Source organism: Ochrobactrum sp. CGA5 (genome assembly GCF_006345815.1).
GTDB lineage: Bacteria > Pseudomonadota > Alphaproteobacteria > Rhizobiales > Rhizobiaceae > Brucella.
The window spans coordinates 862,798-880,657 of the sequence record NZ_VCIG01000038.1 but is presented as its reverse complement, the minus strand read 5'-3'; the positions used below and the strand labels follow the sequence as shown (position 1 = coordinate 880,657).

Genomic DNA, 17,860 nt, shown 5'->3' with positions numbered 1-17,860 from the left:
CCGCCTTCCGAGACTTGGACCTTGCGATTGTGAGAGCGAGTTGTTTAGGTTGTGCAGCTGACTTTTTATAGGAACTGACTTCTTATGCTGAAGAACATCAATCCATTGCTGACCGGCTCGTTGCTCGAGGTTCTTGCCGATATGGGGCACGGAGACGATCTCGTGATTGTCGACGCCAACTATCCGGCGCAGTCTTCCGGTGTGCACGTCCTGGATTTTCCAGGAATTACTGCGACGGATATGGCGGAGGCTGTACTGTCGCTGCTACCGTTGGACGATTTCGTCGACAAGCCAGCCGCTGTCATGCAGGCGCCCAATGAAACTCCGGCGATTTTCCAGGAGTTTGAAGCTGTTATTGAAAGGGCTGAGGGGCGGAAGATTTCCGTCGATCCGGTTGAAAGATTTGCCTTTTATCACCGTGCTCGCGATGCTTTCGCGATCATTCGCACGGGGGAAAAGCGGCTTTATGGCAATATCATTTTTAAGAAAGGCGTCATCCGCTCCTGAGCAGTGACGTTGAGATCGGCACATGTAAAACCCGGGCATTGAGCCCGGGTTTTTGATTTCAGCTTTATTCCTGTGGCTTTTCTGCCTGATCCTTCATGGGACCTCTGTGCTCACTACCCCGGTGGTTGCCAACGTGATGTGGACCTTTGTGGTGAGAGCCTTTGGCTTGATGATACATCTTCGCAGCTCGCATTTCTCTGCGATCGATTTTGCCATCCTCGTTCCGATCCAGTGCAGCGAATTCCTTCTTGCGCTGGCTCTCCACTTCCGCAAGCGTGACCTTGCCATCGCCATTGATATCAAGACGACGCTCCATGCGGTCGGCTGCACGGCTTACGATGCGCTTGAGTGCCAGTGCTTCGATTTCGGCTCGGGAAAGTACGCCGTCGCCATCAGTATCGGCCGCCTTTAGGTCATTCATACGTGAGAACTTCTCGAGGTCGATAGGAGCCCGTTTGCCCTTCATATCTTTATTCGGCGCAGCAGTCGTCTCTGTGGTCGGATTTCCAGTATTTGCTGCACTATTTTCTTGTGCCAGGACAGGGACAGAAAGAAAAGATGTAGCAATTACTGCGAAAAATGCGGTCTTCGTTTTCATGATTATTTGACTCCATTACTCTTTGGCAGGGGCGCCGCTATAAGGCGTGGGAGTAATGTCTGTCTTTTTAGATGAACCTCATATGAACATTCCAATTAATTATTGGTAATGTATTGAGATTTGTATGAGCATGTTTCGAAACGGAGCTTTGCTCCAAAGCAAGAAACCATCTGCACATATCGATACGCATCTTCGATCGAATGGTATAGGTCTTTCTGATCTATCGAGACCATATATCAGCGGAAGCGTTTGTTTTCAGAAGAGAAAATGGTGGGTGATGTAGGGATCGAACCTACGACCCGCTGATTAAGAGTCAGCTGCTCTACCAACTGAGCTAATCACCCACTCGCTTTGCCGAGGCAGCGGCCCCGGTGAAGTGAGCGGTTCTATAACGGCCTCTTTTCCAACTGTCCAGCCTTCAACTGCAAAATTTCTGAAAAAAATGACGACGCACTCAGAAAGCCCGGAAATGCGGGCCCTCCAAAAATTCGGGTACGCGCGTTACCGGTGTCTTTTTCAGGATGTATGCATTCTGGTTGTAGTTCCTGATCGCTTATTTGAGAATCAAAGATAGGAGATTCTTGATTTGATTCATTTTTTTACGCGCCGGCGTTGTAAGCGGAACCTTGCGGCTCCATATTGGCCAATGCTGGACCGATACGTCCGGTCAGGAGGTTTTGTTCAGGGAATAAGAGTATGCCGCAAATGTCGCAGCCATGTCATCATTTATTGATGCTTGTCTGAGAAGCTAAGGCATATAAAAGACTAGATCGGTTGGTAGTGGTTCTGAATTCACGGACACCCACACCGCCTCAAATTTGTCAGAGCAAGGCGCTTTATGCACCGGGTTGCCCTTGCCGAAGAAAACAGAAGCGGCTCGCATCGTTTCAAAATCCGGTTCGCGACATTTGAGGACGGAATGGAAAGCATAATAGGCGATCTCGGACAGTTTATTTCCGATCATCGGGCATGGGCTGGACCTATCGTGGGTGTGATCGCCTTTGGCGAGTCTCTCGCCATTATAGGGATGTTCATTCCAGCCACTCCGATCATGATCGCTATCGGTGGTCTCGTGGGTGCTGGAATCATCGACCCCATTCCCGTTATCATCGGCGCGATCATTGGTGCAGTGATCGGCGACGTCATTTCCTATTTTTTGGGCTGGTGGTTGGGCCGCAACATTATTCACAAGTGGCCGCTCAACAAGCACCGTAGCGGGGTGGCGCGCGCGCGTCTCCTTTTCCGTCGCTATGGTTTTTCGGCAGTGTTTCTGGGGCGCTTCTTCGGTCCGGTACGCTGCACCGTCCCGATGGTGGCCGGCATGATGTCTATGGATCAGACGCGCTTCCAGACAGCAAATGTCCTTTCTGCCCTGGTATGGGCTCCGGCGATGTTCCTTCCTGGATGGCTGGCCGGGCGTGGCGCTGGCGTTTTCGCCAAGATGAACGGTGATCACATGTTCTGGTTTGTGATCGGGATCACGATCGTCACCATAGTTGCGACTGTCATTGGTGTTCGCTTTTTCAAGGCTCGTCCACGTCGGGAGCGTAAACGCCGCGTTCAGGTTTCCCCGGCCGAGTAATCGGTCTTTTGTGCCGCAGGCTTCAGTCTGCCTAGTAACATAACCATATGTTTCATATGGCAACCAGTCGCTGAGGCTTAGAGCCTTGCAAGCGCCTTATATAGGGTTCATCGCGCTTTATGCCCGACGACAGTTCTGACGATTCGTCTTCTCGAAGTCCGAATTCCCAAGAGGGGTGTTCGGATTTCCCGCGCGTTGAACAATTCCCGGTAGTCTTTGGCCGCCTGCGGCTGGACCGCATAAAAGCGGCCCGGTCACAGAATGCTTGTGGTCAAGTTTCCAATTTTCATTTCTGCTGATCTTTAAGGAGCCGACATATCATGGATTGGTCCATGGACTGGATTGCCGACCCCAATGCCTGGATAGGTTTGGTGACATTGGTGGTACTCGAGATCGTTCTGGGTATCGACAATCTCGTCTTCATTGCCATTCTGGCCGACAAACTGCCTCCGCACCAACGCAATCGTGCGCGGCTAATCGGCCTCAGTCTGGCTCTTTTGATGCGTTTGGTGCTGCTGGCGTCGATTTCCTGGATTGTCACTCTGCGAGAGCCCTTGGTGTCGCTGATGGGGCTGTCGTTCTCGGGCAGAGACATCATCATGCTGATAGGCGGTCTTTTTCTCCTTGCTAAGGGCACGATGGAGCTGCACGAGCGGCTGGAAGGAGATCATGGACCCAAAAGCTCTAAGGTCGTGCATGCCGTGTTCTGGCAGGTGATTGTACAGATTGTCGTTCTGGATGCTGTGTTCTCACTGGATAGCGTCATTACGGCTGTGGGTATGGTTCAGCATCTGTCGGTCATGATGATCGCGGTAATCGTCGCTATTGGCGTGATGATGCTCGCCTCCAAGCCGTTGATGGACTTTGTGAACAAGCATCCCACCGTCGTCATCCTCTGCCTTGGCTTTTTGATGATGATCGGTTTCAGTCTGGTTGTCGAAGGTTTCGGCTTCCATATTCCGAAAGGCTATCTCTACGCGGCGATAGGATTCTCGGTATTGATCGAAGCTGCCAACCAAATGTCGCGACACAATCGTGAAAAGCTGGTCACTACCAATGATCTGCGAGAACGCACGGCAGGAGCAGTACTCCGCCTGCTCGGCGGCGGTCGCGGCGAAGGCCCGCTTTCCGATACCATTGACGTGATTGCCCAGCAGACAGCAGCCAATGATGTCTTCCTGCCGGAAGAAAAAGAGATGATCCGCGGCGTGCTCGATCTGGCCGATCGACCTGTGCGTTCCATTATGTCGCCACGCAACGAAATCGAGTGGCTCGACCTCGATGAGAACGAAGCGGAACTTGATGCAGCCATTCGCAAGCTGTCACATTCGCGCGTCATCGTTGCGCATCGTCAGGTCGATGAATTCATTGGTGTGGCGCTGGTCAGGGACCTTTTGCTCGAGGTTGGCGGCAAGAATCCTATCGATTGGAACAAGACCGTCAAGCAGCCGCTTGTCGTGCATGAGAATGCAAACGTGTTGCGTGTGATGGAACAATTACGCAGCTCTCCCGTCCAGTTTGCAGTCGTTGTTGATGAGCATGGTTCTTTCGAAGGCGTCGTCACGCCGACCGACGTTTTGGAAGCGATTGCTGGCGAATTCCCGGATGAAAATGAGGAAGCGGCTGTCGCGCAGTCAGACGGGCGCGGTGGTTATCTTGTGGATGGCTTTGCTGATATCCGCCGGTTGAGCGGTCTTCTGGAGCGTGACCTAGTGGATGACGGGGATCGCTATACGACCCTTGCCGGCTATGTTCTCTGGCATCTGGGGCATTTGCCGCTGGGCAGTGAAAGTTTTATCGCCGATGGACTGAAGTTCAAGATCGAGACCATGAATGGCCGCCATGTTGGCAAGGTTCGTATCGCGCCCTCAGCGGATTATGAGGTGTAATGGGAAAAGTTTGTGGGCTATCTGGTCCGGTTCGCAGATTATTTCACGTAGTTAACTCCGATAAAATAAGTAGGTTATTGACAAGAGCTGAGAAGCCTCCAAAATTAACCCATCGTTCATTGTTGGGGCGAAAGCGCGACAATATTTGAGCGCAAGGCAATGAGGAGGGGTAAGCATGAAGCGAGTCATTCATTTCGCTATGAAAGTAAAGAAGATCTTGTCGCGTGCTCCGGCCTTTCTGGAGCAGCCTTGGCGCGATATGAAGTTGAATGCGGAAGAGATTGCAGCCCGCCGCCGTAGTCGGCTGGAGCGTGGCGAGCATGATTTTCTCTGGTGTTGGCAGCATCGCGGTTTCTGGTAAGCTCAGAAGTCGAATAAAAATTTTGAAGGCAGGGGGCTGACGTCTCCTGCCTTTCTTGCACCTGGTTTTATGGTTTTGCTCCCGATGAGAATTATTTTCTCATACCGGCATGTGGTTTGGGTGCAGGTTTCATGAATGGCTTGTAAAGTAGTTTATATATTTAAATCAATGATTTAGGTTGATTTTACCTCTTCTCTCGTTAGATTTGTTTTCCGAAAACAATCCAGTTTAGAGCGCTTTTCGCAAACAGCGCGGTGGGGATGGGTCTAATGAGAAAAATTATTCTATATGCGGCGGTAGCCTTCGGTCTCGGCTCTGCACCGGTTCATGCGGAGGAGCCGAGGGAAATCCTCAACGTTTCCTATGACATTGCGCGCGAGCTGTACGAACAGATCAACAAGGCCTTTATCTCTGACTGGAAGACCAAAACCGGAGAAGACCTAACGGTCAATCAGTCCCATGCGGGTTCCTCGAAGCAGGCGCGTTCGATTCTGGAAGGGCTTGAAGCTGATGTAGTGACCTTCAATCAGGTGACCGATGTGCAGGTCCTGCATGATAAGGGCAATCTGATTCCAGCAGACTGGCAGAAGCGGCTCCCGAACAACTCGTCACCTTATTATTCACTGCCTGCGTTCCTTGTTCGCGAAGGCAATCCGAAGAACATCAAGAATTGGGATGATCTGGCGCGTGACGACGTGAAGGTGATTTTCCCCAACCCGAAAACTTCAGGTAATGCCCGCTATACCTATCTTGCTGCGACGGCGTATGCCAACGAAGCATTCAAGGGTGATCAGGCAAAGGTGCACGAATTTATCGGTAAGATTTTCAAGAATGTTCCTGTCTTTGATACAGGCGGTCGCGGCGCAACGACGACCTTTGCCGAACGTGGCATTGGCGATGTTCTTGTGACCTTCGAGGCTGAAACACGTGGAACTGAGAAGGTTCTCGGCCCGGACAAGTATGACGTTGTTGTGCCGGAAGTTAGTTTGCTGGCGGAGTTTCCGGTTACGGTCGTCGACAAAGTCGTGGACAAGCGCGGATCGCGCAAGATTGCCGAAGCCTATCTCGATTATCTCTATTCGCCGGAGGGGCAGGAAATCTTGGCCCAGAATTTCAACCGCGTGCATGACAAGGACGTCATCGCAAAGCATAAGGATATCTATCCTGATGTGCGCCTGGTTACGGTTGAAGATACTTTCGGTGGATGGGAGAAAGTGCAGAAGGAACATTTTGCGGAAGGCGGAGTGCTCGATCAGCTCTTCACTCGCAAGTAAACAAAGCCAACTGGCGAGCCTTGATGGGGTCGCGTTGCTTTTTGGAAGAATCCAGTGGCGCTTCTAAGTATAAAACGTAATTCTGTGTTGCCGGGGTTCGGACTGACCCTCGGCTGCACTTTGCTTTATCTGGCTGTGATCGTGGCCTTGCCATTGCTGGCCATGATTCTGAAAACGGCAAGTCTCGGTTGGAGCGACTTCTGGAGTATCGTGACTTCAGATCGGGCATTGGCGACCTATCAGATAACCTTGAGTGCAGCCGCAGTGGCAACCCTACTTAACGGCTTGTTCGGAATTCTGCTGGCTTGGGTACTGACGCGGTACGAATTTCCCGGTAAACGCCTGATCGATGCCGCTGTCGACCTTCCTTTTGCGCTGCCAACCGCCATAGCGGGCCTGGCATTGGTAACGCTCTTTGCCCAGAACGGCTGGTTCGGGAGGCTTCTTGAGCCGGTCGGAGTAAAGGTTGCCTATGCACCGCTTGGCATCGTGATCGCTATGTTCTTCACCAGCATCCCATTTGTCATCCGTACAGTTCAGCCGGTACTGGAAGATATGAACGTAGATGTTGAAGAAGCTGCCCGCAGTCTTGGAGCCAGTTCCTGGCAGACATTCTCGCATATCATCTGGCCGACTATCTTTCCGGCTTTCCTTGCAGGTTTGTCGCTTTCCTTTGCAAGGAGCCTCGGTGAGTTTGGTTCGATTGTTTTTATCTCAGGCAATCTTCCTTTTGAAACCGAGGTGACACCGCTGCTCGTTTTCATCCGACTTGATGAGTATGACTACCCAGCCGCCGCAGCACTTGCATTCGTGATGCTCTTTACGGCTTTTGTCATGCTTCTTGTGACCAATCTTATTCAGGCAAGGCAGCTTCGTTATGCAGAACGCTAGCCCAAGCCTGCAGGCACGCAATTATGGGCCAATGCGTAATCTGTTGATCTGGTTGGCAGCCGGCTTGTCCGTGATATGCATCGGAGCGCCGCTTGCTGTCATCTTCGCTTCTGCATTCAGTAAGGGCGTTGATGTCTTCTTCAGCGAGATACTGAAACCAGAAACCTTGCATGCGATTTGGCTGACCATTCTCACAGCAATCGTCGTGGTACCCATCAATATGGTGTTCGGTGTTTGTGTTGCATGGCTTGTAACCAAGTTCCGCTTCCCAGGAAGGCGGCTGCTGATTACATTCGTCGAAATACCGTTTTCGGTTTCGCCCATTGTTGCTGGTGTGACCTATCTCTTCCTCTATGGATCGCAAGGTTTGCTTGGGCCGTTGCTGGAATCCTATGACATCAAGATCATGTTCACAGTTCCTGCAATTTTCCTAGTCAGCCTCTTCGTGACTTCGCCTTTCGTGGCGCGTGAACTGATTCCGTTGATGGAAGTACAGGGAAGCGATGAAGAAGAAGCAGCACTGACACTGGGAGCCAATGCCTGGCAAACCTTCTTTTATGTTACCTTGCCTAATATCAAATGGGCATTGCTCTATGGGGCGGTGCTTTGCAATGCACGTGTGATGGGCGAATTTGGTGCAACGTCAGTCGTTTCGGGTGCTATCAGAGGCAAGACCAATACGTTGCCGCTTCAGGTGGAACTACTATTCAATGACTATAATGTTGCTGGTGCATTCGCTGCGGCTTCGACGCTTGCCTTGATCGCTCTTCTGACGCTTGTCCTGAAGATTTTGCTTGAGCGTAGGCAGGCTACTTGAAATAAGAAGCCGCCCGATCAAGGAACGGGCGGCTTGCGGTCATGCTGCTTGGGATAGAGCCTTGTTTATTGGTTCTCTGTGAAGAGAGGATGCGAGGATAATTCCTTCCGGCCAGCGGCTGAATCCACTTGCTACATTGATGTGTCCAGCATGGCCGAGATCGACGAAACCCGATCCCCATACATGTGAAAGAGCTTCTGCTTTGGCAAAGCTCATATACTCATCGTTGCGGCTTGCGACGACGATGGACGGAAAACCCAGCTCCTGGCGCGGGAGTGGAGCAAAGCTCTGGAACCGATTGTCCTTACGAGCCATTGTTTCGGCGTCGGCCGGTGCAACCAGAAGGGCGCCCGCCACATGCGCGGCCGACGGGCGGCTGGCCAGATGTGCGACCAGTGCGCAGCCGAGGCTGTGGGCAACCAGAACGGCGCCCGGATTTTCGGCGAGTTTGGCTTCCAGCGCGTGCATCCAGTCGGATAGCACCGGATAGTGCCAGTCGTCCTGTTCGACGAGCAATGCTGACGGATCGTCATGCAACCATTGGCGCTGCCAGTGGCCTGCTTCCGATCCCTTGTAACCGGGGATGATCAATGTCGCAGGCATGTGTTTTTCCTCTTGGATTAAAGCCTTGGGAGGGCATCTAATTTCGCACCTTGTCTTGCGTGCGAAACTGGTTCCAAGATAGGCGGCCTGAGCCGCCACTTTAAGGAAAACAAATTCAAATTATGACGCGGTTTGTGAAAAATCTACCCCGCGCCCCGTCTGAGCTTATTTATGCTGTTTTTCATTCCATCGCAGGAGGAACTGGGATTTCTCGAAGATCAGGACGACTACAAGCGACATCGCGAACGGGATGAGCAAATAAAGCAGGCGGAAGACGATCAGCGCTGCCAGCACGTCAGCCTGATCCATATCCGGCAAACCGGTGAGAAACACAAGTTCCAGAACACCGAGCCCACCTGGAGCATGCGAGATCAGGGCTGCAGAGAACGAGACCAGAAAAATTCCCAGAATGATGAGGAAGCCAGGGTTACCGGCCTCTGGCAAGGCAAAGTAGATGATACCGGCGGCACCTATCAGCTCCAGCGGCGCGACGATGAGCTGCTGCGCCACAACCGACATGCGCGGATATTCAAGACGGAAACTGCCGATCTGAAGCGGACGAAGGCGTAGCCAGCTACCGAAGACATAAAGCAACACGAATGCCAGCATCAAAAGTGCGATGATAACAGAGATCGTCGGTGTCAATTCGTTGTTGAAGCGCATCAGAATATGCGGTTCCAGCAAGAGAACAACGCTTGAAGTTATGATGACGCCGAGAATGAATGTGAAGGAGCAGAAGGCGATAAGGACGGCGATTTCACTCCCGGGCATGCCTTGAGAGGAATAGGCCCTATAGCGCACGACTGCCCCTGAGACTACCGAAGCGCCTATATTGTGCGACAAAGCGTAGGTGGTAAAAGAACAAAGTGCGATAAATAGCCAGGAGATTTTGCGCTTGAGGTGCAGGAGCGCGATACGATCATAGCCCGCAAGTGAACTATAGGCTAGAAGTGCGGAACACGCCGCCAGAACCCAATGATGAGCCCGTATGGCATAAAGACTGTCCAGAACGTCATCCAGTGATATGCTGCGAAGCTCACGATAAAGAAGCCAAGCCGAAATACCGACTGCGCAAATGCCTATGACCGGCCAGATGTAATCCTTTGCTTTCATCAACCAGTCACCATGCCTTTATGCTTCATTTCATCCCCATTTTTGTCAATGATATCGGCCGATCGTTCTTCCGGTATTATTCCCGTTATGTCAGCCTGAGATTCGTTGTCCTCGGAAAGAGTTCCGGTATTTTTCTTTCGCATCCCAGTTCGGATCGCTTTCGTCATGGCGGCTGCGATTTCTTCTTCTCCCAGAATAACAAAATCTGCGCCAAGGTCTGTTAGATACTGCGCTTCCGCCTTCGAGCAGGCGCGTACTACGATGCTCAGTTCTGGATTCGCGGCCCGTGCCAATGCTATGACCCGACCAGCTTCGAAGGCATTGGGAATTGCAATGACCAGATTTTGAGCCATTGCCGGATTAGCCGCGGTGAGTATATCTGAATCCGAGGCATTGCCGGCGATGGCCTCGATGCCTTTATCCTTGAGGGAAGTGCTGATTTTCGAAGAATCGTCAATGACGAGAAAAGGTATTATCTCTGCCTGAAATCCTGCCGCAATCCTTTCGCCGATCTGGCCATGGCCAACGACGATTGTGTGCCCGGTCAGCAAGGTTTGGGGCAAAGGCTCAGGCTCGGCAATGCTGAGTTCCACACCAGTATTCTCATCGACAGACGTTTCGCTTTTGCTTCGCTTTTCGATCCATGGCCGCATCCTTTCCGCGACAATGAACATAACCGGATTGAGAAAAATCGAGAGTATTGCACCAGCGAGAATGAGGTCGCGCCCGGCCGAGGGGAGAAGATTAAGGCTGACGCCCAGCCCTGCCAGAATGAAAGAGAATTCACCGATCTGTGCAAGGCTGGCTGAAATGGTGAGCGCGGTGCTGACCGGGTGGCGGAAAGCGCGCACGATGAAAAATGCCGCTAATGATTTACCAACGAGAATAATGGCAAGCGTTCCAAGCAGGGGGAGCGGATCGCGAAGAAGGCTCATCGGGTCGAACAGCATACCAACCGAAATGAAGAACAATACCGCGAAGGCGTCTCGCAAGGGTAGGGATTCTTCCGCTGCCCGATGGCTCAGTTCGGATTCGCTCATGACCATACCGGCAAAGAAGGCGCCCAGCGCGAAGGAAACGCCAAATAGATGAGCCGCACCAAAAGCAACGCCCAGTGCAATAGCGAGCACACCGAGACGGAACAGCTCACGAGAGCCTGTCTGCGCCACGACTTTCAAAAGCCACGGTATGACTTTGCGCCCGACGATAAGCATCAGCGCAACGAATAGAATGACCTTGGCAATGGTGAGTAGAATGATGCCGCCAATGCCGAGGCCAAGCCATGTAACAATGGGATCGCTCGCCGCTGTACCTTCTGCGCGACCGGTGACGCTGGCGACTGCCGGAAGCAGAACCAGTGCTATCACCATTGCGAGATCCTCGACGATCAGCCAGCCGACTGCAATGCGTCCGCGCTCTGTATCGATCAGACGGCGCTCCTGCATGGCGCGCAGCAGGACGACTGTACTCGCGGTCGAAAGAGCGAGGCCGAAAACGAGACCCGCCTGCACATCCCAGCCAAGGGCGAGGCCAAGGCCGGTGCCAAGTGCTGCGGCGGCTGCGATCTGTGCAAGCGCGCCGGGAACCGCTATGGCTTTGACGGAAAGAAGATCCTTGAGCGAAAAATGCAGACCGACGCCGAACATCAGCAGGATGACGCCAATTTCGGCGAGTTGGAGAATAAGGTCCTGATCTGCAACGAAACCGGGCGTGTGGGGACCGGCAATAACGCCGGCCAGAAGGTAGCCGACGAGAGGGGAGATTTTCAGGCGGGTGGCTATCGCACCGAAGATGAAGGCCAGGCATAACCCGATGACGATTGTCGCAATCAAAGGCGTGTCATGGGGCATAAGGTGCCTTCCTCCTCTGGCTTCTCAATTTTGTATGTGGGAGCCGGACAAGGCCTGAACCTTGCCCGGCAAACGACTTATTTCTGCGCGGCGGCGCTGTCTTCAATAGCCTGATGCGCTTCCTTGCGGTGCTGCCACCAGTTGCCCAGCAGAAGCAGAATCGGAGCGGCGATGAAGATCGACGAAGATGTTGCGATGAAGATACCGAACAGCATCGGCACGGCAAAATTATGAACCGCGCTACCGCCCCAGATAGCCATCGGAAGCATGCATAGGAATGTCGTCATTGATGTATAAATACAGCGGACGAGCACCTGATTGATGCTCATGTCGACGATCTCGCGCAGCGGCTTCGATTTATAAAGACGCATGTTTTCACGCATACGGTCATAAACCACGACCTTATCGTTTACCGAGTAACCGATAGCGGTCAAAAGCGCTGCGATGGCGGTCAGGTTAAAGTCGAGCTGGAACAGAGCGAAGAACCCGACCATCTTCGTGGTGTCGAGAATGAGCGTTATGATCGCGCCCATCGCAAAGAACCATTCGAAACGCCACCAGAGATAGATGAGCATCCCGAGTGCAGAGAGGATGACGGCGATAAAGCCTGAACGGGCCAGCTCACCGGAGACTTTCGGTCCGACGACTTCAGTCCGCTCGATTTTTATACCAGGGTCAAGCTCGGTCACTGCTTCGCGCATCTTGTTGACGGCGACTGTTTGCGCTTCCTCACCACCTTCCTGACGCTGGATGCGGATCAGAACATCATTTGGACTACCCGCTGACTGTAGCGCCACCTCACCGAGCCCCAGCGCTCCAAGTTTGGCACGCAACTGTGCCAGATCGGCTGATTGCGACGTGACAATTTCGGCCTGAATGCCGCCCTTGAAATCGATGCCGTAATTCAGTCCCGGCTTGAAGAACAGACCAAGCGACAGGATCGACAGCACAATTGAGGTACCAATGCCGATGAAGCGGGCGTTCATGAAGCCGATACTTGTCTTTTCCGGGACGAATTTCAGGAACGGCTCAATGATGAGCACTTTCAGCTTACGTTTGCGAACATACCAAGCCATCATCATCCGGACGAGCGTCACGTCGGTGAACATGGAGATCGCGATGCCGAGCATCATGGTGATCGCAAAGCCACGGACCGGCCCTGTGCCGAAGGTGAACAGCAGCAAAGTCGAAATCAGGGACGTAACGTTGGCATCAACAATGGTGGAGAAGGCGCTATGGAAGCCTTTATCAAGCGCGGCCATGGCCCCGAGGCCGCGCCGCGTTTCTTCGCGAATACGTTCGTTGATGAGAATATTGGCGTCAACCGCGATACCGATACCGAGAATGATACCGGCGATACCGGGCAAGGTCAGCGTTGCACCAATAAGACTCAAAGCCGAGAAGGTGAGCAAGGTGTGGAGCAGCAACGCCACATTGGCGATGGTACCCCAAACGCCATAAAGGAGCTGGATGAAGACCGCAACGAGCACGAAACCGACGATACCCGTGATCAGGCCCATTTTGATGGCGTCACCGCCGAGATCAGGACCAACCGTACGTTCTTCGATGACGGTCAGCGGAGCGGGCAGGGCCCCAGCGCGCAAGAGTGCCGAAAGGACGACAGTATCCTGAACCGTAAAGCTACCGGAAATCTGGCCTGAGCCACCGGTGATCGGTTCACGGATAACGGGTGCGCTCAGCACCTTGCCATCGAGTACGATTGCGAATGGACGATTGACGTTCTTCGTCGTGATGTCCGCGAATTGGCGTGCGCCCAGACTATCGAACCGGAAGGATACGATCGGCTCATTGGTGCGCTGATCGAAACCTGCGCGTGCATCGGTCAGACGTTCGCCGGAAAGGGCAATCTGATCTTCAATCGGATACTTGATGTTCGGGTCTTTGGAATCCGGCATGATGGTCACGCCCGGAGGCGGCGCATCGTTCGGATTGGCATCGGCGACCATATGGAAGCTCATCTTCGCGGTGCTTCCGAGAAGCTGGCGAAGCTGCGCCGGGTCTTGAAGTCCGGGGAGCTGAACGACAATACGATCCGAGCCTACACGCTGAATAGACGGTTCAGCGACGCCAACCTGGTCGACGCGCTGACGGATGATTTCAAGGCTCTGTTGGAGAGCTGCGTCGAGACGGTAGTTGAAGCCCGCTTCTGTTAGGGTCAGGCGTACCTGATTGTCAGTTGAGGCAACATCAATGTCATTAATCGCTGTACCGAAACCGCTGGTGTTGACCTGCGAGATCAAGGTACGCAGCGCGGTATCCGCCTTGGCGCGCTGATCGGCATCGGGGATGGTCACGACAACAGCGTCGCCGACAACACGGATCGACTGCGGCTGGATGCGTTCGGCGCGCAGTTTGCTGCGGGCATCGTCAAGCAGGGAGCGCAGCCGGTCCTTTTTCAGGCTGGCAGCATCGACCTCAAGCACAAGATATGAGCCACCGCGCAGGTCTAGACCGAGCGTCACCTGACGCTTCGGGAACCAGGACGGCATCGCCTCAAGCTGCTTTTGGGTAAAAAAGTTGGGTAAAGCGATTATGATGCCGATCGCGACGACCAGGCTATAAAGCACAACCACCCATTTCGAAGTACGCATGGATCAAGGTTCCGGTTAGTAGGCCCAGTTGCCAGTTAAAAATGGCGGTACGGGCATTTTCTGTAATGGCTTTAGGATTGGTAAGGGCCAATCATCAAGATTGGCGTATTATGCGCTTTTTGGAGGCGCACGGGCAGAGCCGAAATGTCTCTGCAATACTGCGAGGCGCGCGAAATTAAGCGCCGTTTCTGCTGATCTCGTCTTTGGAAGAACAATCGCTACCATTACGCCCGGGAGGGCCGATCCGTTGCGGTCGAGATAAGCGGTTTTGATCTTGGCCGCGATAGATTCAATCAGGATTGCCCGCATAGGCTGCGGTGAAGGGGTGGACTGCTGGCGCACGGGCGGTGCGGGACTGCTCTCGACCTGCCTTGCCATAATGCCGCCGGAGTGACCGCGAGCCGCATCTTCGTCGAGCGTTGAAAAATCTACAGCGAATAGAAAAGCTGTAAACGACAGAACGCACGTAACGAACAGCATGAAACCATGCCGTTTGTGCTGCTCCGTGTTTTTCATGCCCTTCATCAAATCGCCAAGACTTTCTTTAGAGTCTATCCGTGGAGTTGAGCCAGCTTTTCACACTCATTGCGAATCCTCATTAATCATTTGTGTTCGTACGAACAAGGAAATACTGGCATCAAGGCTCGTCTAATACGGTATGGACCTTGTTTCCTGCACGCTACACTGCCTCGCAGGCAGCGACGCCTTGCATCCGTTTTAGGGCGCTTTATGTTGAAACCATGTCTTGTTTAACGGCAGAACTGAATTGGCATATCCATCCACGTTTCGCGTCCTTGCATTTTCTCTTCTGGTCAGCGCCATGCCGCTCGGCAGTTTTACGTCCGCCCACGCGCAGGACAAAAAACAGTCGGTTCAAACTGCGCCAGCCGCGACTTCCCAAAACGACAAAGCCCAGCAAGCGCCTGCTGTCACTGAACCGCAACAGGCGCCTGCGCCGGTATCCAGCGTCGTTCAACAGCAGAAGCCTGTCATCAATGATCTGAAGCAGCAGACAAAGCAGATCAGCGACCAGCTTCCAAAGGTCGCTTCGAACGATGAATCGCTGGCTAACCTCAAGCTTCAGCTGGACGCTCTTTCAAAGAAGCTCCTGGAGGCTGGTGTAGCATTTCGACCGCGCCTCAGCGAAATCAACACGCGACTGGAACAACTGGGACCTGCACCGTCGGGCGATCAGCCGACGGAACCGGCAATCGTCAGTGAAGAGCGCACCCGACTTACCGCAGAGAAGGCGGAAATAAATGCTATTGTCGGCGAGACGGAAGATACGTCGCTGTCCGTTAATCAGATGTCTGCAAAAATTGGCGATATGCGTCGCGATCTTTTTGCACGCACCCTGTCCCAGCGCGTGAATCTCGACACGACACTCGGCGCGGAGGTTGCATCGGCCGCCAGCAACCAGATGATTTCTCTTTGGCGCATCGTTCAATCCTGGTGGCGTTTTGTAAGCACGTTCAAGCTCAAGTCGTTCCTTGCTGCCGCGTTCTTTGCGCTTGCTGTAGCATTGGTGATCCAGTTGGGAGCAAGACGCTTTCTTGGAACGCTTTACCAACGTGATCCGACTGTTGGCTCGCCGTCTTATCTAAGCCGCCTGTCGGTAGCGTTCTGGTCGACGGTAATACCGTCTTCGGCTGTGGGTGTCTTTCTTGCGACGACCTATTTTTCTCTCAATTATTTCAATGTGTTGAGAACGGATATTGCTGCTCTCCTTCAGTCGTTGTTCGTAGTTTTGGGGTTTGTCTTTTTCATTCATCGACTGGCGTTTGCTTGCATCAGTTCGGATATGCCGCAATGGCGTCTGGTTCCGGTCGCACCCCGTCCGGGACGTATTTTGAGCTGGCTGATAACGGGAACTGCGCTGACAAGCGGACTCGATTCCTTTTTTGGAACCGTCAACCGGATACTGTCGTCGCCATTGTCTCTAACAATGGCGAAAAGCTTGCTGGCCACCGTAATGGTCGGTGTTCTCATTCTGGCGATTGCGCTTTTGAAGCCGATCGAACGTAAAAAGGACGGAGTTATCCGATCCTGGCCGCGCGCGTTCAGGATATTTCTTATCTTATTGGGGCTGTTGCCGATCGTGACTGCGCTGTTCGGCTATATCGGTATGGCCCGTTTCATATCGCAGCAGATTGTGGTGACAGGTGCATTTCTCGTTACGATGTATATGGGCTTCCTGACAGGGCGTGCGATTTCGGAGGAGCAGGCTTTCGCCTCCAGTCAAGTCGGCAAGGCAATGCGGGAGCGTTTTCATTTAGACGACGCAACGCTTGATCAGCTCGGTCTTTTGGCAGGCATTCTGATCAATCTCGTTGTTGTCCTGATCGGCATTCCGCTGGTTCTGATGCAGCTTGGCTTCCAGTGGGCCGAACTGAAGAACACCTTCTATCAGTTGATGACCGGTTTCCAGATCGGCAACATTTCGATCTCGTTCATGGGTCTTTTGACGGGCGTTCTGCTGTTCGTGATCGGTTATTTGCTGACGCGCTGGTTCCAGAATTGGCTCGATAACAGCGTTATGGCGCGCGGGCGCGTCGATTCCGGTGTTCGCAATTCCATCCGGACAGTCGTTGGTTACGTGGGGCTCTGTCTTGCGGCCTTGATAGGTGTATCGGCGGCCGGGTTCAATATGTCGAACCTCGCTCTTATTGCCGGTGGTCTTTCTCTTGGTATCGGTTTTGGCCTCCAGAATATTGTCCAGAATTTCGTTTCCGGTCTCATTCTTCTCGCAGAACGTCCGTTCAAGGTTGGAGACTGGGTGGAGGCTGGTACGGTCAGTGGTATCGTCAAGAAGATTAGTGTGCGTGCAACGGAGGTGGAAACCTTCCAGAAGCAATCGATCATCGTGCCGAATTCGACGCTCATCAACGGCAATGTCGGAAACTGGACGCATCGCAACAAGCTTGGGCGCATCGATATCAATGTGCAGGTTGCCTATACGGCAGACCCTCGGCGGATTCACGCATTGCTTCTCGAAATCGTTCGGGGGCATCCATCAATCCTGAAGAATCCGGAACCCTTTGTTTCGTTTCAAAGCATGAACGATTCACTGATGGCCTTTGATGTCTACGCTCATGTGGCCGACATTACATCGACAGGCGGCATAAAGAACGAACTGCGGTTCCAGATTGTCGAGCGCTTCCATGAAGAAGGATTGCATCTGGGCTCCTCGAAGACCGATTTGGTGCTCGGCGTATCTGAAATCGAGAAGCTTTCAGAGTTGATGCAGAAGGAAAGGGGGCTTTCCTCCGCAGCCAAGACGAAAAAGCCGAACGCACAGAAGCCTGAGACCAAAGAAGATACTGACGATCGCGCGTGATGAAAATTTCGTTCAGTTGCAGTTCAGTTTTGTCCGCTTATAAAGAGGATATCAGAGCGTAATGGGGCTCCTACGACATTGAACATATTGCGGCGGGAGCGATGGAAAGGTCGGGAAGGAATGAACAGGAATCGGGTCAACAACTTGGGTAAGCTCGTTCTCGGTGCAGCAATAGGCTTCGTAGTCTCGGCAGGCAGCGCATATGCCGCGCAGATTTCCAACAATGATAGTGGACCCCAGACGATTGTGGTCACCGAAGGTGCTTCAAAGCGCGAGATGATTGTCGCACCCGGCGAAACTGTCGAATTCTGCCCCTCTGGCTGTTTCGTGACTTTTCCGAACGGCGATCGCGAAGCTCTGACTGGCGACGAAACGATTATGCTCAGCGGCGGCAAAGCCACAGTAAAATAGTCTTTTCATTTTCCC

15 protein-coding genes and 1 tRNA gene are annotated in these 17,860 nt (G+C 53.0%); 9 read left to right on the top strand and 7 right to left on the bottom strand.

Annotated elements, in window-relative coordinates; translation table 11 throughout:
• The first annotated feature begins 84 nt into the window (after positions 1 to 84).
• Positions 85 to 507: an RbsD/FucU family protein gene (locus FJQ48_RS17400; RefSeq protein ID WP_139976167.1), complete on the top strand. Its 423-nt coding sequence runs from the start codon at positions 85 to 87 to the stop codon at positions 505 to 507.
• A 64-nt stretch (positions 508 to 571) separates the two neighbouring features.
• Here the strand turns inward: FJQ48_RS17400 and FJQ48_RS17395 are convergent, their stop codons facing one another.
• Positions 572 to 1,105 (bottom strand): calcium-binding protein, encoded by a 534-nt coding sequence (locus FJQ48_RS17395; RefSeq protein WP_139976166.1) that lies wholly within the window; start codon positions 1,103 to 1,105, stop codon positions 572 to 574.
• 268 nt (positions 1,106 to 1,373) lie between these two features.
• Positions 1,374 to 1,449: transfer RNA gene (locus FJQ48_RS17390), tRNA-Lys, on the bottom strand.
• Positions 1,450 to 2,024: 575 nt separating this feature from the next.
• Between FJQ48_RS17390 and FJQ48_RS17385 the strand changes: the two genes are divergently transcribed.
• From FJQ48_RS17385 to cysW, 6 genes are all read left to right on the top strand, one after another.
• Positions 2,025 to 2,687, top strand: coding sequence for a DedA family protein (locus FJQ48_RS17385; RefSeq protein ID WP_139976165.1), 663 nt, complete (start codon positions 2,025 to 2,027; stop codon positions 2,685 to 2,687).
• A gap of 320 nt (positions 2,688 to 3,007) precedes the next feature.
• On the top strand, positions 3,008 to 4,576 hold the full coding sequence (locus FJQ48_RS17380; protein ID WP_139976164.1) for a TerC family protein: 1,569 nt from the start codon (positions 3,008 to 3,010) through the stop codon (positions 4,574 to 4,576).
• A 175-nt stretch (positions 4,577 to 4,751) separates the two neighbouring features.
• Entirely contained in the window at positions 4,752 to 4,937 is a 186-nt protein-coding gene (locus FJQ48_RS17375) for a hypothetical protein (RefSeq protein WP_139976163.1), read from the top strand.
• 269 nt (positions 4,938 to 5,206) lie between these two features.
• Positions 5,207 to 6,211, top strand: a complete 1,005-nt coding sequence (locus FJQ48_RS17370; RefSeq protein WP_139976162.1) for a sulfate ABC transporter substrate-binding protein — start codon at positions 5,207 to 5,209, stop codon at positions 6,209 to 6,211.
• A gap of 69 nt (positions 6,212 to 6,280) precedes the next feature.
• Complete coding sequence (gene cysT, locus FJQ48_RS17365) at positions 6,281 to 7,102, top strand: sulfate ABC transporter permease subunit CysT (protein WP_180350242.1); 822 nt, start codon at positions 6,281 to 6,283, stop codon at positions 7,100 to 7,102.
• The gene (gene cysW, locus FJQ48_RS17360; protein WP_139976160.1) at positions 7,089 to 7,919 is read left to right on the top strand and encodes a sulfate ABC transporter permease subunit CysW; all 831 of its coding nucleotides are present in this window, start codon (positions 7,089 to 7,091) and stop codon (positions 7,917 to 7,919) included. The genes cysT and cysW overlap by 14 nt, the downstream gene beginning before the upstream one ends.
• Positions 7,920 to 7,958: 39 nt before the next feature.
• Here cysW and FJQ48_RS17355 read toward each other — a convergent pair whose 3' ends face one another.
• From FJQ48_RS17355 to FJQ48_RS17335, 5 genes are all read right to left on the bottom strand, one after another.
• Complete coding sequence (locus FJQ48_RS17355) at positions 7,959 to 8,522, bottom strand: alpha/beta hydrolase (protein ID WP_139976159.1); 564 nt, start codon at positions 8,520 to 8,522, stop codon at positions 7,959 to 7,961.
• A 165-nt stretch (positions 8,523 to 8,687) separates the two neighbouring features.
• The gene (locus FJQ48_RS17350) at positions 8,688 to 9,635 is read right to left on the bottom strand and encodes a lysylphosphatidylglycerol synthase domain-containing protein (protein ID WP_139976158.1); all 948 of its coding nucleotides are present in this window, start codon (positions 9,633 to 9,635) and stop codon (positions 8,688 to 8,690) included.
• Positions 9,635 to 11,485 carry a YbaL family putative K(+) efflux transporter gene (ybaL, locus tag FJQ48_RS17345; RefSeq protein ID WP_139976157.1) on the bottom strand — a complete coding sequence of 617 codons (1,851 nt, stop codon included), beginning with the start codon at positions 11,483 to 11,485 and terminating at the stop codon, positions 9,635 to 9,637. The genes FJQ48_RS17350 and ybaL overlap by 1 nt, the downstream gene beginning before the upstream one ends.
• A gap of 77 nt (positions 11,486 to 11,562) precedes the next feature.
• On the bottom strand, positions 11,563 to 14,097 hold the full coding sequence (secD, locus tag FJQ48_RS17340) for a protein translocase subunit SecD (protein ID WP_139976156.1): 2,535 nt from the start codon (positions 14,095 to 14,097) through the stop codon (positions 11,563 to 11,565).
• A 108-nt stretch (positions 14,098 to 14,205) separates the two neighbouring features.
• Positions 14,206 to 14,622 (bottom strand): hypothetical protein, encoded by a 417-nt coding sequence (locus FJQ48_RS17335; RefSeq protein ID WP_139976155.1) that lies wholly within the window; start codon positions 14,620 to 14,622, stop codon positions 14,206 to 14,208.
• Between the two features lie 241 nt (positions 14,623 to 14,863).
• Between FJQ48_RS17335 and FJQ48_RS17330 the strand changes: the two genes are divergently transcribed.
• Both FJQ48_RS17330 and FJQ48_RS17325 read left to right on the top strand, forming a co-directional pair.
• Positions 14,864 to 17,434, top strand: a complete 2,571-nt coding sequence (locus tag FJQ48_RS17330; RefSeq protein WP_139976154.1) for a mechanosensitive ion channel family protein — start codon at positions 14,864 to 14,866, stop codon at positions 17,432 to 17,434.
• A gap of 120 nt (positions 17,435 to 17,554) precedes the next feature.
• Entirely contained in the window at positions 17,555 to 17,845 is a 291-nt protein-coding gene (locus FJQ48_RS17325) for a hypothetical protein (protein WP_139976153.1), read from the top strand.
• Positions 17,846 to 17,860 lie beyond the last annotated feature (15 nt).